The organism is Enterococcus mundtii (genome assembly GCF_002947535.1).
Classification (GTDB): domain Bacteria; phylum Bacillota; class Bacilli; order Lactobacillales; family Enterococcaceae; genus Enterococcus_B; species Enterococcus_B mundtii_B.
On sequence record NZ_PUAP01000019.1, the window covers coordinates 1 to 19,435 of the forward strand.

At 37.2% G+C, this 19,435-nt stretch carries 9 protein-coding genes, 7 tRNA genes, 1 pseudogene and 1 riboswitch; of the genes and pseudogenes, 16 read left to right on the forward strand and 1 reads right to left on the reverse strand.

The genetic code is table 11. The features are described from left to right. Nucleotides 1-5: 5 nt before the first annotated feature. From CUS89_RS05745 to CUS89_RS05775, 7 genes are all read left to right on the forward strand, one after another. A tRNA-Ser gene (locus tag CUS89_RS05745) sits at nucleotides 6-95 on the forward strand. 12 nt (nucleotides 96-107) lie between these two features. Continuing rightward, nucleotides 108-181: transfer RNA gene (locus CUS89_RS05750), tRNA-Met, on the forward strand. Between the two features lie 18 nt (nucleotides 182-199). After that, nucleotides 200-272, forward strand: a tRNA-Asp gene (locus CUS89_RS05755). A gap of 3 nt (nucleotides 273-275) precedes the next feature. Next, nucleotides 276-348, forward strand: a tRNA-Phe gene (locus tag CUS89_RS05760). Nucleotides 349-352: 4 nt separating this feature from the next. Next, a tRNA-Gly gene (locus CUS89_RS05765) sits at nucleotides 353-423 on the forward strand. A gap of 11 nt (nucleotides 424-434) precedes the next feature. Continuing rightward, nucleotides 435-508, forward strand: a tRNA-Ile gene (locus tag CUS89_RS05770). 20 nt (nucleotides 509-528) lie between these two features. Continuing rightward, nucleotides 529-600, forward strand: a tRNA-Glu gene (locus CUS89_RS05775). 197 nt (nucleotides 601-797) lie between these two features. Here CUS89_RS05775 and CUS89_RS15960 read toward each other — a convergent pair. Continuing rightward, nucleotides 798-887, reverse strand: a pseudogene (locus tag CUS89_RS15960) (transposase); the annotation flags it as partial. Nucleotides 888-2,128: 1,241 nt separating this feature from the next. Between CUS89_RS15960 and CUS89_RS05780 the strand changes: the two are divergent. The 9 genes from CUS89_RS05780 to CUS89_RS05820 all read left to right on the forward strand — a co-directional run bounded on the left by CUS89_RS05780 (nucleotide 2,129) and on the right by CUS89_RS05820 (nucleotide 19,423). After that, nucleotides 2,129-4,930 (forward strand): hypothetical protein, encoded by a 2,802-nt coding sequence (locus CUS89_RS05780; RefSeq protein WP_104871395.1) that lies wholly within the window; start codon nucleotides 2,129-2,131, stop codon nucleotides 4,928-4,930. 155 nt (nucleotides 4,931-5,085) lie between these two features. Next, nucleotides 5,086-7,947, forward strand: a complete 2,862-nt coding sequence (locus CUS89_RS05785; protein ID WP_104871396.1) for a hypothetical protein — start codon at nucleotides 5,086-5,088, stop codon at nucleotides 7,945-7,947. Between the two features lie 503 nt (nucleotides 7,948-8,450). Further along, the gene (locus CUS89_RS05790) at nucleotides 8,451-11,084 is read left to right on the forward strand and encodes a hypothetical protein (RefSeq protein WP_146103407.1); all 2,634 of its coding nucleotides are present in this window, start codon (nucleotides 8,451-8,453) and stop codon (nucleotides 11,082-11,084) included. Between the two features lie 168 nt (nucleotides 11,085-11,252). Continuing rightward, a riboswitch (SMK box riboswitch) is annotated at nucleotides 11,253-11,333 on the forward strand. After that, nucleotides 11,331-12,524 carry a methionine adenosyltransferase gene (gene metK / locus CUS89_RS05795; RefSeq protein WP_104871398.1) on the forward strand — a complete coding sequence of 398 codons (1,194 nt, stop codon included), beginning with the start codon at nucleotides 11,331-11,333 and terminating at the stop codon, nucleotides 12,522-12,524. Its footprint overlaps the riboswitch before it by 3 nt. A gap of 185 nt (nucleotides 12,525-12,709) precedes the next feature. Then, nucleotides 12,710-14,188, forward strand: coding sequence for an MDR family MFS transporter (locus tag CUS89_RS05800; protein WP_104871399.1), 1,479 nt, complete (start codon nucleotides 12,710-12,712; stop codon nucleotides 14,186-14,188). 57 nt (nucleotides 14,189-14,245) lie between these two features. Beyond that, nucleotides 14,246-15,037: an alpha/beta hydrolase gene (locus CUS89_RS05805; protein ID WP_104871400.1), complete on the forward strand. Its 792-nt coding sequence runs from the start codon at nucleotides 14,246-14,248 to the stop codon at nucleotides 15,035-15,037. Between the two features lie 6 nt (nucleotides 15,038-15,043). Continuing rightward, nucleotides 15,044-15,580, forward strand: a complete 537-nt coding sequence (locus CUS89_RS05810) for an acyl-CoA thioesterase (protein WP_104871401.1) — start codon at nucleotides 15,044-15,046, stop codon at nucleotides 15,578-15,580. Nucleotides 15,581-15,938: 358 nt separating this feature from the next. After that, entirely contained in the window at nucleotides 15,939-17,651 is a 1,713-nt protein-coding gene (locus CUS89_RS05815; protein ID WP_104871402.1) for an ABC transporter ATP-binding protein, read from the forward strand. A gap of 2 nt (nucleotides 17,652-17,653) precedes the next feature. Next, complete coding sequence (locus tag CUS89_RS05820; protein ID WP_104871403.1) at nucleotides 17,654-19,423, forward strand: ABC transporter ATP-binding protein; 1,770 nt, start codon at nucleotides 17,654-17,656, stop codon at nucleotides 19,421-19,423. Nucleotides 19,424-19,435 lie beyond the last annotated feature (12 nt).

Here is a 19,435-nt window from a genome sequence, read left to right on the forward strand (position 1 = left end):
ATATTGGAGGATTACCCAAGTCCGGCTGAAGGGAACGGTCTTGAAAACCGTCAGGCGGGTAAAACCGTGCAAGGGTTCGAATCCCTTATCCTCCTTTTTCATATTATCGCGGGATGGAGCAGTCTGGTAGCTCGTCGGGCTCATAACCCGAAGGTCGTAGGTTCAAATCCTGCTCCCGCAATTAAAAACTAAAAACATTGGTTCCGTGGTGTAGGGGTTAACATGCCTGCCTGTCACGCAGGAGATCGCGGGTTCGATTCCCGTCGGAACCGTTTGGCTCGGTAGCTCAGTTGGTAGAGCAATGGATTGAAGCTCCATGTGTCGGCAGTTCGATTCTGTCCCGCGCCATACTGCGGGTGTAGTTTAGTGGTAAAACCACAGCCTTCCAAGCTGTTGTCGCGAGTTCGATTCTCGTCACCCGCTTTAGTTTTTATGGGCCTATAGCTCAGCTGGTTAGAGCGCACGCCTGATAAGCGTGAGGTCGATGGTTCGAGTCCATTTAGGCCCATTACTTTCATATTATTAACTGGCCCGTTGGTCAAGCGGTTAAGACACCGCCCTTTCACGGCGGTAACACGGGTTCGAATCCCGTACGGGTCATCGAAGATACTTCAAGCAAGTATCTTTTTTATTTACAGTAAAATGGCATGGCTCTTCGACAAGTAATGTTGATGAGTTCAAATTGAAAGAATTTCATCGAGAATCAATTGAAGCAGAAATACGCTTCGATTGGTTCTTTTTTATTTGGATCGATCTTGGAAAAACAAGCCCTGGATCAAGTAAATACGGTCACGAAATTAGAGAAAATTACGGTAAACATAAGCGACTCGTTTAATGACCTTGATTTTATTGTTTGTCCCTTCCAATGTCCAATGCCCGTTACTATAAGGTATTTGGATGACGTTCTATATTTGATCACTTTGATTCTACATAACTGTTGGTTGATAATCTAAGTGTACATGAATGATATAGGAGAAGGTCTACCTTCTTTGTTTTCTTAAAGTCAATTCTTTGGGAAATGATATTTTTGTCTGGTAAACTAAGTGATTTTTTGTAGAATCGTTCATGCCGATATTCTTTCTTGAGGGGGAGATTTGGTCGATGTAATTCTAATAAATTAACATTCTCTTTTTACAAAAAAGTAGGTTAGTAGAAAATAAAACTATTTTCCACCATTTTTTAATGGTACTGAACTAAACAAAAGTCGATTTTTTCTTTATTCATTTGCTTTATTATAGAGCTTTTATCGTCTATTTGACTTTAGAGATGAGGAAATGATTCCTCTCATCATATAAATCTAATATTTTTTTGTAAAGACAACCATTTGACTGTTGTTATAGTGATTACTTCTATGATCACTTTTTTCCTTTTTGAAAGATTATTTTCTTAAGCCTACCTATTAATTGATGTTATGGATGAGTTTTTTTTTCGTGATTTTAAAATAAATGGGTGGGTTTTATAGTAGTAGTCACTATACTAGAATTAGCTAGAATGTACGAAATATGACAACATAATTCCATAAATTTTTTAACACCATCAAATAAGTTGATTAGTTTTTAACTAGATGACAGGAAAAAATCTAGTTAGGAGGATGATATGGACAGAAAAGAAGTAACAGAAATACTGATGGTTTTAAAGAATGAATAAACTAGGCTACTTTCTTAAGAACAACAGTTGCTGCTCAAAAGAAACAAATTGATCTAACCATTCTTAAGCAAAAAGAGGATTGGAAGTTGAAAGTCAGTGCTCAAGTAAAAATGTAAATATGAGTAAGAAGAAAATACAATGAGTAGGGAGGGAACCTAATTAGTCAAAACATGTAATATCTATAAATAAGAAAAGAAGATTCGACAGATACATCGAAAACTAACCAATCTTCGTTCGAACCATATCTATCAGTCGTCAACTGAAATAGAGATAGCAATGCCAGTTAGAATTTAGTTATAGTGTTGGATCTACGAGCATTTCGTCGTAGATATAGCGAATTTATTTTATCCGAATTGACGCCTCTTAGTGAAGCAAATGAGAGTAGTCAGCAAACCGTAAAGGTAGAAGCAGAAAAGAAACATTGATCTGACAACTTTTATGATTGGTTAGGATTATTTATAGATTTTTGGCAAAGGAAAATATGAATACCGAAGAAATGATGAAAGAAAACAATAGAAATGAATTTCTCCAAAAACTGGAGATATTAGCATTAGCACTATCGTTAAAAGAAAATAATCAAAGAGTTGCTTCACCAGAGTTTTATGGTTCACTATATTCAACATACATAAAAATGCTAGAAAATGATGATGATCAGTACTTTATTGATAAAGAAAATCAGTCAAAAGTGATTGATTCGCTTAAAAGATCGATGGATTTTTATACCAGCGATCATCCAAGTTTTCTACAGAAAACCATTGAAAAAATGACAAATAATGATCCATCAGATTTCATGATTTTCCAAAATTTAAATCACCTAGACAAAGCTGGAAGTATTTTACCACATTATTGTGGCTGGATCGTTTATAAAAGGGAACATGATTTGTTTGTTGTTCAAGTAGATAGAAAAGAGCAATTTGGCGTAGGTCAGGTGTCTTATGCTAGGATTCCAATAACAAAAATAGCTTGTTTAAGTGAACTATTTTTTTTGAAGTTGAACTTGCTGAATCCAAATGAGTTCTCTTTATTCCAAGGGATCAAATCAATTTCAGCTGGATTTCAGGAAATTACTGTTTTAAATAATATAGAGAAACAGGGAATTGACAATCCAGTCAGTGCCTTAGCGGATATCTTAAAAGTACTATTGTTCCATTATACAACAGATCTTTTTTCGTTAAATACGACTGAAATGGGAAAGTCACTCTGGCATGGTGCTAATATTCAGCTAACTATACAAATAAGAGAAAGCCTTCTTGCAGCAATAAAAACGGACAATCATATCTGGAATGAACAATTTGACTACATTTTTGATTATTATTTGTATCAAAGTGAAAATATTGGAATCAATGCAATTTTACCTCGTAATAAACAAAGTGACTGGCGGAACAGTATCAAAAAAAGTTTTAATAGTGATCCTTATATCCACGCATTGATGAGTAGCAATGGAAAGATTTCAGGAATAGATGAGGAGGCATTGCAAAAAAATCTTGTCTTAACCGTTAAACCAGTTCATGTACTGTATGATCGAGAGCTCGCACTAGTCAGTTCTACTGAATTGATGAATACACTCTATCATGATGGAATGTTGATCACCATATATGAAGATCGGTTGCCTATGATCAAGAAACCTATAGCAAAAGAAATGAATCAACGTTTCCTTTCAAGGTTACAAGAGCGATACCAAGAAATAAATAAGGAAATGAAGCGACGTATCATAAAGAACCAACCAGAAGAACTAACCCTGAAAAGTAATAGTTATAGCGTAGTTCAGCTAGGAACAAACGTAGTATCAACAAGTGACAGTAGTTTTTTTCAAACAGAAACAATGAAACAACAGAAAAAACATGTTTTTTCACGAAACATAGATATGTTGGCTCTGACGTTATCGTTAAAATCCAATGATGATATCAACTGTTTTCCAGGAATTTATGACCTATTATTTTCGACCTACATTAAAATGATCAAAAATGACCAGGAAGCTTTTTTTATCGATAGGCAACGGCAACCAAATATTATCCAGTCCTTACAACGAACATTAGAGATATACAAACTAACAGACATAGAAGACTTACATAATATTTTTGGGAATTTAAGAAATAATGATCCAACGGACTTTGTACTGTTCCCAGCTTATTTTCATATGTTAGATCCAAAAGAGGGTGGGCATATTTGTGGATTGACCATATATAAAAGAGACAATGAATTGATTATTATGCAAGTAGATAAGGAGTCTTTTTATGAATCAGGTGCAGTATCTTATGTTAAAGCACCGTTAAAAAATATTCAGGAGTTAAGTCAAATCATCTTCTCTGCACGAGAATTTTTTGATTTTAAGCCATATGGTATCCTAAGAAAAATCGAAGCTATTTCTCATAAATTCAAAGCGATACCAGCGATAAAACTAGCGCATCAAACTACTGGTAATTGTGGAATTATTGAAATAGAAGCCACTTTGAGATTGATTTTATTCCACTGTAAAAAGGATATTTTTGATTTACATATATATGATCGAATCACACCAAAATGGGGGGGAGATGGACAAGGTTCAGCAACTATAGAGATGAAGGTACGATTTGTTGAGGCAATGAAAGGAACAAATCAAGAATGGAATCAAAATTTTGATTATCTGTTAGGTCATTATATTTATCGAAAAAAGCAATCAATGCAATGGGGAGAAGCACAACTATCTGTACATAAAGATTATTGGTATACAAGTATACGTCATTTATATTCTAATGATCTTTACATTTTAGAAATACTGAATAGCGGGGGAATGATCCCAGCTGTCTTTGATTTATCTTTAAAAGAGAAAATGATAGAAATCGTAGGAAAAGTAGGTATAGTGTTGAACGGAGAAATCAAAGCAGTCGGGTTATCTGACCTATACAAAGAATTTCGAGAAAATACCTATGAACTAGAATTACTAAAAGGGAGACTCTCTTTTCTCAAAATCCCTGTAGCAAAAGAAATGTTAGACTACTATATTGCTCGCATAAAGGCAAAAAATATAGAAATAAAGAAGGAAATCAGTCGACGTATCGGCATTGAACCAAAAGAATCTTCCTGTCAAATGATGGATCGTCTACCAATAGTATCCCCAACTGCTAGCGTTCAAAGCCCTCAATTATCATCAGCTACTTCTCAAAGAACAACAGGGACTATGGTACCTGTGACGAATCGCTTTACTTCAATGATTGATCAAGTAAAACAGATATCAGAAGCAAAAAATCAACATTTAGTCAGTAAACGGGTCAAATGTAAAGTGCCTAATACATTGACAAAATAACTGATGAATCTTGAAAAATATATATGTGATTTTAGTAAGTTAATCAATAGGATTCTGTGGTTGTGAACTTACTTAATAGATACGAAGGACAAAAACAACAGGTTTGTAATAAGGGGAGTCATAAATAACTAGACTAGATAGGAGGAAAGGATGATATGGACACGGAAGATGAATTTATTAAAAGATTAGATATGCTAGCTTTGGCACTATCACTGGATACAATGTCGGAAAACTTTCGTTCATCATTAGGAATGTATGAGTTAGTTTTTTCAACTTACATCAACATGATCAAGAACGATCCTAATGAATTTTTCACTGAGAAAGGGCAACAGGCGAGAGTACTTGAATCCTTACAACGATCAAAGGAATTCTGTAGTATTGAAAATACAGAGACCTTGAAAAAAATGTTGGAAAATATGAGGAGTAATGATCCAACAGATTTTATGATATTTCCTATTCCTATTAAGAGTCCGATTGGCGAATATATGCAGCCACAGTTGAACACCTTAACAATATATAAAAAAGAAGATTATTTTGTTGTGACGCAGGTAGAGAATGGACAACAGGCTGAGCCAAGGCAACTGGATTATTTTTGGATACCCTTAATGGACGTAGCTAGTTTATGTGAAATTATCTCTTTAAGTCGTAACACGATTGAATCAATTGATTCAGTAGTACCCAATATAGTTGATGAAATCAGAGAAATTTCAGACCAATACCAAGTTACGTCTACGCCCGCTGATAAAAAAGAAACGATAGCGTTCAATGATCATTGGATCGGGAAAGTAGAGAGTGCTTTGAGGATCATTTTGTCCAATTGTCGCTCAAATGAATTTTTTATCGACTCTACTCTTCAAACCTTCCCAACATGGAACATGACACATCCTGATCCAAATATTGAAATGAAAAAAAGATTTGTTGAAGCGGTCAAAGGCAAAAAGCAAGAATGGAACGAACAGTTTGACTATGTTTTTGATTATTTTTTATATAAGAAAAATCGAGCGATTGAAAATTCTGTCGTAGCAACAGAGAGCTTTTATCCACCGTGGTTGAACATCGTTGAATTTCTATTTGCAGAAGATCCCTATATAGTTGCACTACGTAAAAGCAACGGTGATATTTCAAGGACTGTTAGCACGGAACTATCTTATCTAAGAAACAGAATGGAAATGTCCGTAGTAGATGTATTAGATGCATTAGATCAATTAGAGGGGGGAGAAGTCATTGATTTGCCATTTAGTAAGTTAGAAAAAGGGCTTCATAAGAATGGTGAAATCATTAGCGTTTATAGAGAACGATTACCTCTAATCAAACTTCCGATAGCTAAGGAGATGACCCAACTTTGTCTTTCAAAAATGGAAGTTCGCTCTCAAGAAATTGAGGGTGAATTAAAGCGTCGTATGACAATAAGAAGAAAGCTAGTTGAAAGCAGTAGAATCACGCAGTTCGCCTCAAAAGTAGTACCGACTAGTCTCATGGATTATGTCACTCCGAACCAAGAGGCAATGGAGCAAAGACAAGAATTTACAAAACGAGTGGACATGCTAGCTATGTCATTATCGCTGAACCCGAATGATCAATCGTTTGTTTCACCGGAAAGTTACGAATTACTATTTTCAATCTATGCGAAGATGATCAGAACTGATTACAATAGTTTTTTTGTTGATCGAATACAAACAATGAATATTGTCCATTCGTTAAAAAGAACAATCCAACTGTATCGCATGGATAGTGCAGAAAGTCTCCAAACTATTTTCGAAAAACTGAAAAATTATGACTCCACCGATTTTATGCTTATTCCGGTAGCTTTTTCTACTGATCATTCACATAAGTATTTTGGACATGTTTGCGGTCTGACGATTTACAAAAAAGAAAACAATTTTATTGTGATGAAAGTGGATCAAGAACAGTCCTATCGTACAGGAGCGGTATCATATGTGAAAGTTCCTTTTGAAAAGGCAAGAGCGCTGAGTCAATTGCTTTTTTCAGAACGTCATTTTTCAAATGAAAAACCATACGATATACTTAAAAAAATTGAAGGGTTATCACATGAGTTTCGCCCGATTCGAGTAATACAACTCAAAGAGCAAACCATTGATAATTCAGTCATTAGTGAAATAGAAGCATCGTTGAGAACTATCCTGTTTAATTGTAAAAAAGATATATTCCGTTTGAATGACCAAGAGAAGGTGACCCCCAAATGGGGCAAGTTGAATGAGCCTATGTTAGCAAGGCCTCAGAGGCGACAAAATTGGTGGATGGAAGATCTTGGAACTACTTTAACAATGAAAGAGAGATTTCTTTTTGCAGTTCAAGGAATTAATGGAAATTGGAATAAAAATTTTCGATATATCTATGATTATTATTTTTATTTTAAAAACATATGTAAAAAAATGGAACATACAGGAATTGATCAAAAACAAGCTCTTCTTAAGAATATTCGGTATCTTTTTCAGCATGATCCTTATATTCAAGAAATGGTAAACAGAGGAGGACAGATTCCAACGACCTTTGATGAACAACTCAGAAAAAAAGTGAAGGAAATGGTTGAATCGATGGGATCGGTATCTGAGAATGTCTTGAGAATAATGGAGACATCTAAGATCCAGCAAGAGATTCAAATTAACGCGTATGTGCAAGGTTTTATAAAACAACGAATCCCATTTATCAAAATACCCGTAGCCAAAGAAATGTCCGAACACATGGTTTATTGTACTGAAATAAAGAACGACAGATTACAAAGAGAATATCAGCGACGTGTAGATCTCGCACAAAAGAAACAAAAGGAAGAACCGATCTATCGCTCGACCACTATGCCGATTACGGAAACCCCAACTCCAGTAGCACACAGCTCTCGTACCTCACCTAATTTGCTAGCGAGAAGTGCAGAGTTTGGTGATACTCTAAAAGGGCATTTTTCTGAACTATGTGATCGAGCAAAAAATTTATCTGGATCTGTAAGCAATAATCTAGAGAGAAAAGCAATAGACAAGAAGAATCCTAGACAAGAGAAGTAATTTTGCATGATTTATTTTAATGGAAAGGGAAGAACTCATAGAAAGCAATAACTATGGAAATGAATGGATAAAAATTAGATATGTTCGCTTTAAGGTTGCCATTAAAAAAAGTATATGAGGTTTTGGTTCATTCAAAGGTCATAGATTGCTATTTACACCTTACCTACAAAGTGGGCATATGAAGAAACACATGAGAGAAAGGATGGATTTAAATACCTAACCATAATGTACAAGGTATTTGTCCCTCCTTTCTCTCTTTTCAAAAACAAAAAGTTTGGTATAAACGTGTTTTATTCAATTCTCAATACGGTGAATGTTGCAACAAATTTTAAGATTATTTATTTTGGAGGTAACCATAAATAATGAAGAAACAATCGAAAAAAGAAAGAATAGAAATAAATGATTTTAAGAAAAGAATAGATATACTTGCCATGAATCTATCTTTGAAAGAAAATGATCGCTTTTATAATGGACTAGAATTGATTTTTGAATTGTATGAAAAAATGATCCAAAATGATCAAGATGCCTTTTTCATTGACAAGGAACGAAAAGCACATATTATTGAATCGTTAAAATACTCGAAGCAGATATTTGAGAGCGATAAACCAGTGAAGATACAAGAATTATTACTAAACTTGAGAAGTGATGACCCCACAGACTTTCTAATTTTCCCGGCTACTTTTTCAGTGTTTGAGCATAAGCTATCTTTTCATCTATGTGGCTTGATCTTCTATCGAAAAAATAGTCATTTACTGGCGATCCAAGTAGACAAACAAAGGTACTTTAAACAGACCGTCATTGCTTATACTCAGATACCTCTGACGAAGATCGAGGTATTAAGTAAAATACTCTTTGTTAATCGAGATCATTGTGGCCATAAACCTTTTGATATATTTAAAGATATCGAAGCAATTTCAGAAGCATTTCAATCTATTCCAACAATACAAATGAAAGAACAGATGACAGGGAATTGTGTGATTCTGGAATTAGAGGCTACGTTAAAATTAGCTTTATATCATTGCCAAAGAGAGATATTCTCGATCAATATAAATGAAAGAGTAACACCGACATGGAATTTAGTTCATCCGAATCCAACAATAGAAATGCGGAAAAGGTTTCTTGGCGTAATCAAAGGAAAAAACCAAAAATGGAATGCTCAATATGATTATATCTTTGGCTATTATTTATACCGAAAAGGGTACGCTGCAGATACTACGATCATCTATAACCACAGGCAAGAAAAAATTTGGTATAAGCTTATTGAAACGGTTTTTAAACTGGATCCTTATATCCTCGCTATGCAAAATGGTAATGGAAAGCTTCCGATCTTTAATGAAGCGAAATTAATCAAAAGACTTGATCGAGCAGTGGAGTCATTAAGTGAACTTTATGGAGAGGAGCTTAAGGAAGTTGATGATGATAAGTTAGTGCTGATGCTTAAGTTCGATGGATGTTTACGATCGATCATCAAAGAACGTTTAGCCCTCATAAAAATTCCAGTAGCTAAAAAAATGAATGAACGTCTACTTTCAAGGATTGACGAGCGTTTTCAAGAGAACTACGCAGAAGTAAAGAGACGAGCAGAATTAAGAAAAAAAGAATGGCAGTTACTAAGTGATAAAAGGTGGTTGCTCCAGTTTACAGAAAAATGGCTGCCAAAGACTATCGCCTTTTTTTTACCATCAGAGAGGGGAGAAAGAAAACAGTTATACGAATTTGCAAGAAGAATTGATATGCTAGCATTAACTTTGTCGCTAAAAAGTAATAAGGATTATTTTGTCAGACCGGAAAATTACGCATTATTATTTTCAACTTACATAAAAATGATCAAAAATGACAAAGATGCGTTTTTTATCGATAAAAAAAGGCAACTATCTATCATTCATTCTTTGGAACGAACGATTGCGTTGTATCGCTTTGACCGGATGGAGAACCTAAAAATTGTTTTAGAGAATTTGAGAAATAATGACCCTACAGATTTTATGCTTTTTCCGACGAGTTATTCCACGTTAGCTGCTGACCATACTGGACATGTTTGTGGATTAACTGTCTATAAAAAAGATGATCAGTTTCTGGTAATGCAAGTAGATAAGAAAAAAGAGATTGGTGCGGGTGCTGTATCTTATGTCAAGATATCAGCAACTAAAATTGAAGAGTTAAGTAACATTTTGTTTTCTGCACGAGATTTATTAAATTTTCATCCATACGGTACATTAATAAAAATCGAAGCTCTTTCCCACGGATTCAAAAAAATTCCTGCCATAAAATTAGAATCGCCAACGACTAGGAATTATGGAGTAAGTGGAATCGAAACATCTTTAAGATTGATTTTGTTCAATTGTAATAGATGCCTATTTGAATTGGCTGATCGTCCTAAAGTAACGCCAACGTGGAATAGAATGTATAAGGACGCAACTTTTGAGATGCAGAAAAGATTTCTTCAAGCAATGAAGGAAGACAATCGTGAATGGAATAAAAACTTTGATTATGTTTTTGGTTATTGTCGATTTAGACATTCTATATATGCGCATGTGCAACAATCGGGTAGTCGTCTTAACAAAAATGAATGGTATCAAAATATCCGTTCATTATACAGAGAAGATCCTTATATAAAGGTAATCTTGAATAGAGGTGGCAGCATTCCACTAGCAGTCGACGAACAAATAACAGAACAAATCTTAAAAGTAGCAGAAACACCGGGGACATTATATCAACGTGAGATCAGTGAAGTTGATTTGTCGGACTTGCATCGCGCACTTCTAAGTATTAGAAATGACATAAGTTTCACAACAGATCGAAACACTTATACCCAAATACCGATAGCAAAAGAAATAATCGATTCTTCGATTGATCTTCTTCAGGGAAAAACAATTGAAATTCAGAAAGAAATCAATCACCGCAACAGAATTGAAAAATTTAATCACTCAAATCAAATAAGGAAACAATGGATTCCTTTACCTTGGCATAATACCAGTAGCGCTGTTCACACATTGTCAACTGCTTCGGAAGAATCAACTGTTTGTTTCTCACGAGAAAATCGATTCGCTTCTATGCTTTCTCAGGTCAAACATCAGGCAAAAGTAACAAGTAAAAATTTAGCGAGAAAGCCAGCAATAAATGAACTAAAAAGGCAATAGAAAAATAAGCATACAATAAGTTCAGTCACTGATTTTACGAACTAAAGCATACGAACGCCTTCTTTTTATTTATTCAAAAAGTCGTTACTTTGCCATTTTTACAACTTTCTCTTTTTTCTAAAAAGTAACAAAAAAACGAGCGTAAAATCTGTTTATCTGCTATACTTGACTCGTTGCAAGTTCCCGAGAGGATCCGTACGAACGGAGATGCCTTGTAACCGAATTTAACTAGGGGGAATCATAATTATGGTAGAAAGACATTTATTTACATCAGAATCTGTTTCAGAAGGACATCCGGATAAGGTCGCTGATCAAATCAGTGACGCGATTTTAGATGCGATTTTAGAACAAGATCCAAATGCAAGAGTGGCTTGCGAAACGTCTGTAACGACGGGGCTAGTTTTAGTATTTGGCGAAATCTCAACGTCAGCTTACGTGGATATCCAAAAAGTGGTACGTGAAACAGTCAAAGAAATTGGTTATACTCGTGCAAAATTCGGCTTTGATGGTGATACTGTAGCAGTATTAGCAGCAATTGACGAGCAGTCACCAGATATTGCTCAAGGGGTAGATGAAGCACTTGAGATCCGTGACGAAAAAGAAAGAGATCTATTAGATGAAATCGGTGCTGGTGACCAAGGATTGATGTTTGGTTTTGCAGTGGACGAAACACCAGAATTGATGCCTTTACCAATTGCTTTAAGTCATCGCTTAGTACGTCGTTTAGCTGAATTGCGTAAATCAAAAGAATTAACATATTTGCGCCCAGACGCAAAATCACAAGTAACTGTAGAATATAATGACCAAGGACAACCAGAAAGAGTTGACACGATCGTTATTTCAACACAACATGATGATGCGGTCGATAATGAAACGATCCGTCAAGATGTCATTGAAAAAGTGATCAAAGAAGTCATTCCAGCAGAATTACTGGATGAACAAACAAAATATTATATCAATCCTACTGGACGTTTTGTTATTGGCGGACCTCAAGGGGATGCTGGATTAACAGGACGTAAAATCATTGTTGATACGTATGGTGGCTATGCCCGTCATGGAGGCGGTGCTTTCTCTGGTAAGGATGCAACAAAAGTTGACCGTTCAGCAAGTTATGCGGCACGTTACATTGCGAAAAACATCGTAGCAGCAGGACTTGCTCGTAAAGTAGAAGTCCAATTAGCTTATGCCATCGGTGTCGCGCAACCAGTTTCAATCTCGATCAATACCTTTGGAACGGCAGAAGTGGCAGAAGAAGCGTTGATTGCTGCGGTAAGAGAAAACTTTGACTTACGCCCTGCAGGAATCATCGAAATGCTTGATTTGCGCCGCCCAATCTACAAACAAACAGCTGCGTATGGACACTTTGGTCGTACAGATGTTGACTTGCCATGGGAAAAAACAGATAAAGTCGATGCATTAAAAGCTAGTTTAGCTAAATAATTTATGTTTGAATTGAATGTGTTCATCTAACGTGACACGCATCAAATGTAGACCAGTAAGCCGGGATATTCGAAAGTAGCTTATGCTACTTTTAGAGTATTTTGGCTTTTTTAGCAGAGTCGAACTTTAATAGGCAGATGATGCCATTTAAATAACAGGAGTTTCGATAAGGAGTGGGCTTGAAAATGGAAAGAAAAACAAACGTGAAAGTCGTAACGATCTGTGTGTTCATCGCTACATTTATGACGGCGATTGAGGGGACAATCGTTACGACTGCAATGCCAACGATCGTTGGTTCATTGCATGGCATGGAAATGATGAACTGGGTGTTTTCAATTTATTTATTGACGAATGCCATGTTGACACCAATCTATGGAAAGCTTGCAGATAAAGTTGGGAGAAAGCCGATTTTTATTTTCGGTACGCTATTATTTATTATCGGTTCACTCTTTTGTGGGCTTTCTCAATCCATGCTTGGCTTGATCATTTCGCGGGGAATTCAAGGGATGGGCGCAGGAGCAATGATGCCCGTCGCATTGACGATCATTGGTGATTTGTACACGATTGAAAAAAGAGCAAAAGTCTTGGGTTTAAATAGTTCAGCTTGGGGAATCGCTAGTGTGTTTGGTCCATTAGCTGGTGGATTTATTGTTGAAGCATTGAGTTGGCACTGGATTTTCTTCATCAATGTGCCAATCGGTTTGTTACTGATGGTACTGATTTGGATCTATCTCAATGAACCAAAAACAACTCGTGAAGCAAAACCGATGGATCTTAAAGGTAGTTTTAGTTTGATGTTCACGTTGGTTTTGCTGTTGCTAGGTTTTCAATTACTAGGTGATCAAGGACTGACACCGTTTGTGTTGGCGTTATTGATAGGTAGTATTTTGTTCTTTTTCTTATTCCTATTCGTTGAAAAACGAGCAGAAGATCCTGTCATCATGCTACATCTATTCAAAAATCCGCTATTTGTCGTTGTAAATGCGGCAGCAGCGTTAGCAAGTGGCTTTTTAATGGGAATCGATGTTTATATCCCAATGTGGATGCAAGGGGTATTAGGGCTTAATGCGGCAATTGGTGGATTAGTTTTGGCACCACTTTCGCTTGTTTGGATGGTTGGTTCGTTCTTAGCAAGTAAGTGGATGACCCAGATGACCACGTATCGAGTGTTGCGTATCGGGTTGTTCATTACCATCATCGGTGGTGCAGGACTTTGGCTGATGCCATTTCAAAGTAATTTCTTATGGTTCTTCCTGATTTCAACGATCATCGGTGTCGGTTTAGGAATCACGATGACAACATCGACTGTCAGTGCGCAAAATAGTGTGCCTTCAGAACAAATGGGTGTTGCCACTTCGTTTAATACGTTAGTCCGCACCATTGGGCAAACAGTGATGGTCGCAGTTTTTGGATTATTGATCAACCGGGTCACGCAAGCAGAGCTTGCTGTCAGCCAATTGACAGACGATCCGGATATCATGAACAAATTAGTCAATCCACAAACAGCGAAAATGATTGACACAGAAATATTAACCCCATTACGAGAAATTTTGTATCATGGGTTACACCAAGTCTATCTGGTGGGCTTGTTATTAGTCATCATCGCGCTAGGGCTAACATTTTTAATTCGTCAAAAAAATGCTACAATAAAAGAATACAAGTAAATTTACAGATTGTTGTCAGAAAAACGATCTGAATAAAGTAAAGAAGGCGACAAACATATGGCATTTATCCAAGCAAATGTTTACTCAAATGTATTAGAAATGGAAGTCAATCTAAATGTGATCTTACCTCAGACAACCAAAAAAGTGATTGGGACAAGTACGTCGGCAAATTTGACGGATGTTCCAGTGCTTTACCTGTTGCATGGTATGGGTGGGAATCATAGTGTTTGGCAACGACGGACTTCCATTGAAAGATATGCGGCGGATTATGGGTTAGCCGTCATCATGCCGTCAACGGATTTAGGTTGGTACACAGACACTACGTATGATATGAATTACTGGACGTTTATCTCAGAAGAATTACCAGAAATCTGTCACGAATTGTTCCCACAACTGACAACGAAACGAGAAAAAACGTATGCAGCCGGTCTTTCAATGGGCGGATATGGTGCGTTGAAATTAGGTTTAGCAAGGCCCGAACGTTTTTCAGCTATTATTTCTCTCTCAGGTGCGGTGTCGGTTGGCAACCGAATGGAAGACTTATTGATGATCCGTCAAGCCAAGTTCTGGGAAGGGATTTTTGGACCACTAGATAGCATCCAAGGTTCAGTCAATGATCCGGCTTACCTTGTCGAAGCGTTGGCTAACAGTGGCAAAGAAGCCCCACGCATGTATCTTGCTTGTGGAGAATCCGATTTTCTCTATCAAGCCAACCAAGAAATGGCAGAAATTTTAAAAGAAAACAACATCGATGTGACATTCGAACATGGTCCTGGTGAACATGATTGGATCTTTTGGGACCAATGGATCCAACGAGCCCTCGCTTGGTTGTTCAACAAAAGGAGCTGACAACGGATGGAAGAAACAAAGTATTGCAAAGACTCGATGGTTATCCAAACACATCGGATCTTTCCATTTGATTTGAATCCATTCGGGTATCTTTTTGGGGGAAAACTAATGGCAATGATCGATGACGCCGCATCGATTTCGGTCACCCGTCATTGTCGCAGAGGAGCAGTCACTGCTTCTTTAGATAGCTTGAATTTTTTGAAGCCTCTACACGAAAATCATTCCGTTTGTGTGGAATCTTACGTGTCGGGTGCCCATAAGAAATCAATGGAAGTCTTTGTGAAGATCATCGGTGAAAACTTAACGACAGGTGAACGCTATTTGGCTGCTACTTGCTTTACAACATTCGTTGCTGTGCCTTCACATATGAACCTTGAAAAAGAGTTTACCGTGCCACATGTCATTCCTGAAACCGAGGAAGAGCAATTAGTTTGCAGTGGGTACGAGGAACGCCGTGCTACAAGACAGAAGGAAAGAACAGCCTATAAAGAATTTGCCGCCAGCTTATCTCTGGATCTTCCATGGACAAGCAAAGATGAATGAGCCTTGTTGCGTATATGGAACCAATGAGTGAAAAAGAAACGAGAAGTGATCCTAAAAAGATCGCTTCTTTTTTTATCGATCCGAGCAAGATAAGTGCTAAATAGATTGAAAATAAGCATAATAAAGAAGAATTCTATAACGTACCTTTTATAGTGACAGGGGTGAAAATCGAAGAAGAAAGAAGGAGTATTTAAAAACAGACACTTTAAAGTTTCTTTCTATCATAAAAGTAGTTCCAGCGTTTAAAAATTACAGGTTGATTTCTTTTTTTAAACATGGTAAATTGTTAGTCGGTCTATTTTTACCAATTATAAAATAGGACGATTTATTAAAAAAAAGAGAGGTGTAAGTCACAAATATGAAGCTTATTTTAAAACATGCAAAAAACTATCGATTGGCTGTTTTTGTTTCTTTGCTTTCTGTCGCACTCATGGTGACAGCAGCGCTTTGGCAACCTAAATTGTTGCAACAAGTATTAGAAGCAATCATCACGGAAGACAGCGATGAAATGCGCACGATTGGCATTTCTTTGATTAGTTTAGCACTCCTAGGTTTAGCAGCTGGAGTCACGAATACGATATTTTCTGCTAAAGTCGCACAAGGTGTCAGTGCAGATATCCGGGAGGAAGCGTTTCGCAAGATCCAGACCTTCTCATTTGGCAACATCGAACAGTTTTCTGCTGGGAATTTAGTGGTACGCTTAACAAACGATATTACGCAGATCCAAAATTTAGTCATGATTTCTTTGCAATCTTTGTTCCGTATCCCGTTTCTGTTTATTGGTGCATTTATTCTTGCGATGACAACAATGCCTCAATTGTGGTGGATCATCGTTCTTTTGATCATTGCTGTATTCTTGATCACAGCGCTGTCCTTTACACGTATGGGTAAGCACTTTACGATCATCCAAAAACTGATCGATAAAGTTAATAGTATCGCGAAAGAAAATCTAATGGGGATTCGAGTAGTCAAATCGTTTGTCCAAGAAGAAAATCAGTTGGATGAGTTTAGTAAAGTTAGTGAAGATTTAACGAAGCACAATATTATTGTAGGAACCTTATTTTCAGTCATGATTCCCTCATTTATGTTAGCTGCGAACTTAGCAGTAGTCGGAGCAATCTTCTTCGTCAGTGATCTTGCAAAAGATGACCCAACCTTGATTGGTGGTATTGCTTCATTCATGAACTATTTGATGCAGATCATGATGGCGATCATCATCGGTGGTATGATGATGATGATGACTTCAAGAGCTGCGGTTTCATTGAAACGGATCAAAGAAATCTTGGATACTGAACCAGATTTAACTTATCTGGATGTACCTGAACAAGAATTAACTGGTTCTGTTCGCTTTGAGAATGTCTCATTCCGTTATCCTGGCGATGATGCAGATACACTCAAAAATATCACTTTTTCGATCGAACCTGGGGAAATGATTGGTATCGTTGGTGCTACCGGTGCAGGGAAATCAACTTTAGCACAATTGATTCCACGATTGTTCGATCCAACAGAAGGAAAAGTAGAAGTTGGCGGTGTTGATCTACGACAAGTGAATGAACACAGTTTAAGAAAAACCGTCTCGTTTGTTTTACAAAAAGCGATTCTTTTTTCAGGCACGATTGCCCAGAATCTACGTCAAGGGAATAAGAGTGCAACAGAAAAGGATATGGAAAATGCTTCTTCTATCGCTCAAGCCAAAGAATTTATCGAGAAATTAGCTGATCGTTATGAAGCACCGGTCGAAGAACGTAGTAGTAACTTTTCTGGTGGACAAAAACAGCGTTTATCTATCACTCGTGGTGTGATCGGTCATCCAAAGATCCTGATTCTTGATGACAGTACCAGTGCATTAGATGCTCGTTCAGAAAAACTGGTTCGCGAAGCCCTTGATCGTGAGTTGAAAGACACGACAACGATCGTTATCGCCCAAAAGATTGCTTCTGTTGTCAAAGCAGACCGCATCTTGGTACTAGATGAAGGAAAACTAGTGGGTGAAGGAACGCATGAAGAACTCGTTGCGAACAATCAGGTATATCAAGAGATCTTTGAAACTCAAAAAGGAACGGAGGAGTAGCCATGACTGATTTGATTAAAGCAAGTAAGTTTTTCTATCATTATTTAAAGCGGTACAAGGTTTCCTTCTTCTTTATCTTTATTACTGTGATTGCAGCAACTTACTTACAAGTAAAAGCCCCTCAATATATTGGGGAAGCTTTCCAAGAATTAGCAAATTACATCGGTGCTTTGATGCAAGGTGTCGATGATAAAAGCAATTTCCTTTCGATTATTTGGAAGCTTTTGATGTTTTATGTCTTAGCCAGTGCGGCGAATTTTATTTACAGTATTTTATTTACACAAGTGGTTGGGAAATCAACGAACCGGATGCGTATTGGACTATTCAATAAATTAGAAAAATTAACGATCCGCTTTTTTGATTCCCACCAAGACGGAGAGATTCTTAGTCGCTTCACTAGCGATTTGGATAATATCCAAAATAGTTTGAATCAAGCACTTCTTCAAGTGATCACGAATGCAGTTCTATTAGTTGGTATCTTGATCATGATGTTCCGCCAAAATGTCCAACTCGCTTGGGCAACGGTTGCTTCTACACCGGTAGCGATTTTGATTGCGGTACTGGTCATTCAAAAAGCCCGCAAATATGTCGACATCCAACAAGATGAAGTCGGTAAATTGAATGGTTATATGGATGAGAAGATCAGTGGTCAACGTGTGATCATCACGAATGGTCTGCAAGAAGAAACGATCGAAGGTTTCTTAGCTCATAATAAAACTGTCCGTGAAGCAACATTTAAAGGACAAGCATACTCAGGGTTACTTTTCCCAATGATGCAAGGTATGTCTTTAGTCAACACAGCAATCGTGATCTTCTTTGGTGGTTGGTTAGCGTTGAATGGAGATTTGGAACGTTCTGTCGCTCTAGGTTTAGTGGTTACTTTCGTCCAATATTCCCAACAATATTATCAACCATTGATGCAAATCTCTTCAGGCTACAGCATGATCCAATTAGCGATCACTGGGGCGCGAAGATTGAATGAAATGTTTGCTGAAAAAGATGAAGTGAAACCACAAAATGGCAAACCATTTGCAGGGATCGAAAAGGGCTTATCATTGACGAATGTTGATTTTGGCTATAGTCCAGAGAAATTAGTCTTAAATGATGTTTCCATTGACGTGAATAAAGGCGAGATGGTTGCCTTAGTAGGGCCAACTGGTTCAGGTAAGACAACGATCATGAACTTGTTGAATCGCTTCTATGATGTGAACGGTGGCTCTGTGAGCATTGACGGAACAGATATCCGCGAGTATGATTTAGACGATTTACGTCGACATGTCGGCATCGTTCTACAAGAATCCGTTCTATTTTCTGGCACGATCCGAGACAATATTGTCTTTGGTAAACCAGACGCAACGGATGAAGAAGTCATCAGTGCAGCGAAACAAGCAAATATCCATGACTTTATCCAAACACTAGAACATGGCTATGATACCCACGTCTCTGAGGAAAATAATTTGTTCAGTACGGGGCAAAAGCAATTGATCAGTATCGCGCGAACAATCATCACGAATCCAGACCTATTGATTTTAGATGAAGCAACAAGTAACGTGGATACAGTGACTGAGGCAAGAATCCAAAAAGCAATGGATGAAGCGATCAAAGGACGGACAAGTTTCGTGATCGCCCATCGCTTGAAGACGATTTTGAATGCCGATCGCATCGTCGTTTTACGTGACGGTCAAGTGATCGAAGAAGGAAACCATCATCAATTATTAGCAGAAGATGGCTTCTATGCGGAGTTGTATCATAATCAGTTTGTGTTTGAATAGGAGGTGGGAGAG

What these genes read in the sequence shown, in the direction of transcription:
- CUS89_RS05815 (WP_104871402.1), top strand. Translation starts at nt 15,939, where the DNA reads ATGAAGCTTATTTTAAAACATGCAAAAAACTATCGATTGGCTGTTTTT.
- CUS89_RS05805 (WP_104871400.1), top strand. Translation starts at nt 14,246, where the DNA reads ATGGCATTTATCCAAGCAAATGTTTACTCAAATGTATTAGAAATGGAA.
- CUS89_RS05790 (WP_146103407.1), top strand. Translation starts at nt 8,451, where the DNA reads ATGATCCAAAATGATCAAGATGCCTTTTTCATTGACAAGGAACGAAAA.
- CUS89_RS05785 (WP_104871396.1), top strand. Translation starts at nt 5,086, where the DNA reads ATGGACACGGAAGATGAATTTATTAAAAGATTAGATATGCTAGCTTTG.
- CUS89_RS05810 (WP_104871401.1), top strand. Translation starts at nt 15,044, where the DNA reads ATGGAAGAAACAAAGTATTGCAAAGACTCGATGGTTATCCAAACACAT.
- CUS89_RS05780 (WP_104871395.1), top strand. Translation starts at nt 2,129, where the DNA reads ATGAATACCGAAGAAATGATGAAAGAAAACAATAGAAATGAATTTCTC.
- CUS89_RS05820 (WP_104871403.1), top strand. Translation starts at nt 17,654, where the DNA reads ATGACTGATTTGATTAAAGCAAGTAAGTTTTTCTATCATTATTTAAAG.
- CUS89_RS05800 (WP_104871399.1), top strand. Translation starts at nt 12,710, where the DNA reads ATGGAAAGAAAAACAAACGTGAAAGTCGTAACGATCTGTGTGTTCATC.
- metK (WP_104871398.1), top strand. Translation starts at nt 11,331, where the DNA reads ATGGTAGAAAGACATTTATTTACATCAGAATCTGTTTCAGAAGGACAT.